The organism is Candidatus Rokuibacteriota bacterium, assembly GCA_016209385.1.
Classification (GTDB): domain Bacteria; phylum Methylomirabilota; class Methylomirabilia; order Rokubacteriales; family CSP1-6; genus JACQWB01.
Map to the genome: position 1 here is coordinate 1 of JACQWB010000009.1, position 4,360 is coordinate 4,360.

Below are 4,360 nucleotides of genomic sequence, written 5' to 3' on the forward strand. Positions count from 1 at the left end.
GACCGGGCGCGCGCGTTGAAGGAACGGATGGTCCTCTGAGTCGCCGGGCATGGGGCCGCTCTCGCGAGCAGCTCGGCCGGAGGCGCGAGGATGACCGGCGCTTACGGCCGAGGGGCGCGGGCGAGCCTGGCGGCCCGGCGCCTCATCGGCCGGAGCCCACCGATCCAGAAGCTCCGCTGGGAGATTCAGCTCGTCGCCCCCACCGACGCCACGGTGCTGATCCGGGGAGAGCGCGGGACGGGGAAAGAGCTGGTGGCGGATGCCATTCAGGAGGAAAGCCGACGGCAGGGGCGACCGTCTGTGAAGGTGAACTGCGCGGCGCTGCCGGGCGAGCTGCTGGCGAGCGAACTCTTCGGCCACGAGCGCGGCGCCTTCACAGGGGCGCTTTGGCGGAAAGTCGGGCTCCTCGCCGCTGCTGACGGCGGGACGCTCTTTCTCGACGAGGTCGGCGACCTCTCGCCGGAGGCCCAGGCGATGCTCCTCCGATTCCTCGACCAGGGCGAGGTCAGGTCGCTCGGCTCCACCGAGACCTTCCGGGTGGACGTGCGCCTGATCGCGGCCACCAACAAGGACCTGGAGGCGGCGATCTGCAAGAAGGAGTTCCGGCCCGACCTCTACGACCGGCTGAGCGAGGTAGTCCTGGAAGTGCCGCCGTTACGAGAGCGCCGGGAGGACATCCCGCTCCTGATTGAACACGTCCTCGCGTACTACGCCCAGCGATACGGCGTGACGGCTCAAGGCGTGACACCCCAGGCGGCCCGCCTCCTCCAGGCCTACCCCTGGCCCGGGAACGTGAGGGAACTCGAGAAGACGCTTCGGCGAGGCGTCATCTTCGCCGACGGCGCCTGGATCCAGCCTGAACACCTCGGGCTGCCCGCGGGGTGGGAAGACCGGAATCATGGCGGGACCCGGAGGGAACTGCGAAATGACGCACGCGGGCTCATGCTACGCCGGCGGGAAGCTCTCAAGATCGCCGCTGAACACGGATCGGTCCGCCGCGCGGATCTCATCACCCGCTTTGGGATCTCCAGGAGCACAGCCCAGCGGGATCTGGTCGCCCTGATCCGGGCTGGCTTCCTGAAACGCACCGGGGGCGGGCGGGGCTCCTCCTGCTCGCCCGCGCGACGAACCCGCGGATCCTCCCGGCAGAACCACCTCTCAAGGGCTTGGTCGTAGTAGACGGTCATGACCTGGCCGTCCTCGAGCTGAACCCTGGACCAACGCCGGATCCCGGTGCCAGGTTGCATGCCCGTTTCGACCCACCGTCCGAGCCACGCCACCACCCGCATGCGCCGGGCACCCAGCCGCACGGCTGTGGGCCGCTCCTCTCCTCGCCCGCCTGAGTAGGCGATCACCTCAACGGGGCGGTCCATGGACTTCGCCGAAGTCGGAACGAACCGGGGGGACGCCTCACGACCCTCACACCTCGGCGCGCCGGTGGACGAAGAACGAGGCCAACCGGCGATGAGGTTATCGAGCGCCAGAGGTCAACCAGCTCTCCAGCCGGAGACCAGGAAGGCGCTCGTAGTGTCGCGTATTCCCGGTCAGCAGGACCAGCTCGTGTCTCAACGCGATGCTCGCGATGTAGAGATCGTTGTCTGCGATCAGCTGGCCCTGGGCTCTCAACCGAGCCTTCAGCCTTCCGTAGATTTCGCTCCCTTCGAGGTCAAGCCCAAGCACCTCGACATCGGCCAGGAAACGCCTGACCTCCTCCACCCGATGGACCGAGTCTTTCGCCCCATAGGCCCCGTAGAACAGTTCCGCCGCGGTGATCACGCTGGTGTAAAGCTCGGCGTCGTCCGAGAGACCCTCGACACGGGATCGGACGGTGGGATGATTGCGGAGCAGCGCGACGGCGTGATCGGTATCGAAGAGGTACCTCACACGGGAGGTTCCTCGGGCTTGATCGTTCGCGTGCCGTAGATCTCTCGCAGCACCTCGTCAAGCTCCCTCCAGTCCGCCCACACGCCGGCATGCTTCAACCAGGACTCCTTGGAGGAGAGCCGCACCGTCACCGTGGCGCCGTCCGGAAGACGCGCCCCTTCCTCGAGGACTACGATTTGCCCTTTGACGGTCCCGCGGACCACCCGTGCCATGACTGATCCCCCTCAGCCCGGTCTGCGCGCAGCGCTGGGAAAACCATAACACATTTTCCCATGCGGTCCACGCCGGCGTCCTCGAGAACCGCACCCAAAAGCGGTCATGAAGCCGGTCTGCAACCCCGCGAAAGGCAGTGATTGTTTGGGAAAAGCGGTCATGGGACTGCAGAGGAAGCGGTATCAACCCCCCCGGAAAGGGGTGAGCGCCACGATGACGTCCACCTTGCTCCGGACCAGCTCGGCAGCCAGCTCGGGGAGCTTTTCGTATCTTCCCTCCGCATATCGCGTCTCTACCACGATGTTCTGGCCCTCAATCCATCCCAGCTCGCGGAGGCCTTGACCGAAGACTGCCAACCAGGGGGCGTGTGCGGATGCAGACGCCCCAGCCAGCACCCCGATCCGTGGAACCTTGGCCTGCTGCGCGTCGGCGGCGAGCGGCGCTAGGAGGATGCCGAGGACGAGGGTGGCGATGAGGGCACGGCCCAGGGGCATGGCTGCCTCCCAAGGGCCGGGCGTTCAGCCTGTGGAACCTGGCGAGAGTCTAGGCGCGGTCGAGGGGGCTGTCAATGTCGCGCTTTTGGACGGAAGGCGACAGGGCACATCGACGCCCCGCGGAAGCGGGCCACCGTGACTTTTACCACCAGGACTGGCCTAACCCGGAGACAGCGGTCACGAAGCCTCCCTCCAACCACGCGAAACACGGTCAGTATTCGCGAAAAGCGGTCATGGACTCCGAAGAAAGCGGCCATCAACCCCCGGAAAGCGGTCATCGCCCCTGAGAAAGCGGTCATCGCCCCTGAGAAAGCGGTCATAAAGCGGACGTCGGGCCTGTCTGGCGCGCTCATCTAAGTACCCACCCTCACTCTAACAGCCTACGAATCAAGGGTTTCTCTCCGCTCGGGGTGTGTTGGCACGGAGCTTTGCAATACGAGGCGACGGCGCGAAAAGACCGGCAAGCTCGCCCGCTCAACGATCGCGCCAGAGGAGGAACCGATGGACAGACCCGTGACGACCGAGTGCCTCATGACCACGCGGGCCGTGGCCCGCTTCCTCTGCGTGGTGCCCAAGACGGTGCACCGCTGGCGGAGGCGGCGGGGGCTGCCGGCCTTCCGGGTCTCGCGGAGCGCGATCCGGTACGACCGGCATGAGATCCACTGCTGGCTCGACCGGCGCCGGGCGCAGCGCCCTCACGAGAATCTGATCTGCCCTGGCCGGCGGGCGAAAGGAGGGCGGAGGCGGTGAAGGTCCTCTTCAGGTCGCTCGCGGCCATGCTGGCGGAGCTGAGGGAGGGGAAGTTGGAGGCGGTACGCGTGGCGCCCTTGATCCGGACGGAGAGCGGCAGGAGCACGGGGATCCCCTACTACACGAGCCGGATCGTGGTGACCGCGCGCACGGACCCGCGGTGCTGGGACGAGTGGCGGCTCCTCGTCGGGCGGGGCATGGGGGAGGTCACCGAGAGCGGCCTCACCCTCCCCGCCGCCCTTCGCCAGCGCGGCACCGAGCGCCTGGCCGAGGTCAAGCGGCGGATCGAAGGCGCGGGCTTCCGGGTCCTCGACGGGATGGTGACGCATGAAGCTGACGCTGTCGATGGCGTGCTGGAGTGCTCCAGTGGCTGAGGTCAGGTCGCGGAAGGTCGGGAAGATCCTCCGACTCGAAGCCCGGGCCCAGAAGATCCTGGCCCGCTACGAGACGCACCATGCCCGGGGCGAGCCCTGGAAGCGGAAGGGCAAGGCGCTCCTCGATAAGGCCCGGGCCATGGAGCTGACCCTGACGGGCGGCCAGCTCGGCGAGCTCCGGCGCGCGCGGGGTGGGCCATGAGCATGCGGATCGAGCTCGACTTCGCCCACGGCCTGGCCGAGCCCGTCGTGGTGGAGGCCCCGGACGGGACGTTCACGCTCTCCCTCGTCAGGACGATCGAGCGCGTGGACATTCGCCTCTCGCGGCCGAGCCTGATGGCCCTCAAGTGTGCCCTCAAGCGGGCGCTGCCGGAGAACGGGCGATGCTGAAGAAGGACGACGCCACGCGGAAGGACGAGGTCACTGTGACGCTCAACGGCTGGGTCAGGTTCCTGGGCCTGATCGGGATCCCGGGCGCCATCTCCCTCTACCTCGTCTGGTGGCTCACCTGGTGGCTCGGGGCCAAGCTCGACCGGATGATCCAGCTCCTGGAGCAGATCGCCCGGGCCCTCAAGGTCCAGGGGGTCTGAGCGATGCCGGCCGTCAGCGCGCCGGAGCGAAGGGTGTCGGGCGGAGTTCAGGGCA

General features: G+C 67.5%; 9 protein-coding genes. 6 read left to right on the forward strand and 3 right to left on the reverse strand.

Going from position 1 to position 4,360, the window contains the following annotated elements; translation table 11 throughout:
- Positions 1 to 90: 90 nt before the first annotated feature.
- The gene (locus HY726_00615; GenBank protein MBI4607494.1) at positions 91 to 1,176 is read left to right on the forward strand and encodes a sigma 54-interacting transcriptional regulator; all 1,086 of its coding nucleotides are present in this window, start codon (positions 91 to 93) and stop codon (positions 1,174 to 1,176) included.
- A 294-nt stretch (positions 1,177 to 1,470) separates the two neighbouring features.
- Here HY726_00615 and HY726_00620 read toward each other — a convergent pair whose 3' ends face one another.
- The 3 genes from HY726_00620 to HY726_00630 form a co-directional block, all read right to left on the reverse strand.
- On the reverse strand, positions 1,471 to 1,884 hold the full coding sequence (locus HY726_00620) for a type II toxin-antitoxin system VapC family toxin (protein MBI4607495.1): 414 nt from the start codon (positions 1,882 to 1,884) through the stop codon (positions 1,471 to 1,473).
- Positions 1,881 to 2,096: a hypothetical protein gene (locus HY726_00625; protein ID MBI4607496.1), complete on the reverse strand. Its 216-nt coding sequence runs from the start codon at positions 2,094 to 2,096 to the stop codon at positions 1,881 to 1,883. Before HY726_00625 ends, HY726_00620 begins: the two co-directional genes overlap by 4 nt.
- A gap of 183 nt (positions 2,097 to 2,279) precedes the next feature.
- Complete coding sequence (locus HY726_00630) at positions 2,280 to 2,591, reverse strand: hypothetical protein (protein MBI4607497.1); 312 nt, start codon at positions 2,589 to 2,591, stop codon at positions 2,280 to 2,282.
- Between the two features lie 501 nt (positions 2,592 to 3,092).
- On the opposite strand from HY726_00630, the gene HY726_00635 reads away from it, so the two are divergent.
- Genes HY726_00635 through HY726_00655 form a run of 5 tightly spaced genes read left to right on the forward strand, consistent with a single transcriptional unit; the run spans position 3,093 to position 4,305 of the window.
- Positions 3,093 to 3,341, forward strand: coding sequence for a helix-turn-helix domain-containing protein (locus tag HY726_00635; protein ID MBI4607498.1), 249 nt, complete (start codon positions 3,093 to 3,095; stop codon positions 3,339 to 3,341).
- Complete coding sequence (locus HY726_00640; protein MBI4607499.1) at positions 3,338 to 3,715, forward strand: hypothetical protein; 378 nt, start codon at positions 3,338 to 3,340, stop codon at positions 3,713 to 3,715. Before HY726_00635 ends, HY726_00640 begins: the two co-directional genes overlap by 4 nt.
- The gene (locus HY726_00645) at positions 3,708 to 3,917 is read left to right on the forward strand and encodes a hypothetical protein (GenBank protein ID MBI4607500.1); all 210 of its coding nucleotides are present in this window, start codon (positions 3,708 to 3,710) and stop codon (positions 3,915 to 3,917) included. The genes HY726_00640 and HY726_00645 overlap by 8 nt, the downstream gene beginning before the upstream one ends.
- A complete protein-coding gene (locus tag HY726_00650; GenBank protein ID MBI4607501.1) occupies positions 3,914 to 4,105 on the forward strand; it encodes a hypothetical protein in 192 nt (63 codons plus the stop codon). The genes HY726_00645 and HY726_00650 overlap by 4 nt, the downstream gene beginning before the upstream one ends.
- Positions 4,099 to 4,305, forward strand: coding sequence for a hypothetical protein (locus tag HY726_00655; GenBank protein MBI4607502.1), 207 nt, complete (start codon positions 4,099 to 4,101; stop codon positions 4,303 to 4,305). Before HY726_00650 ends, HY726_00655 begins: the two co-directional genes overlap by 7 nt.
- The last annotated feature ends 55 nt before the right edge of the window (positions 4,306 to 4,360 follow it).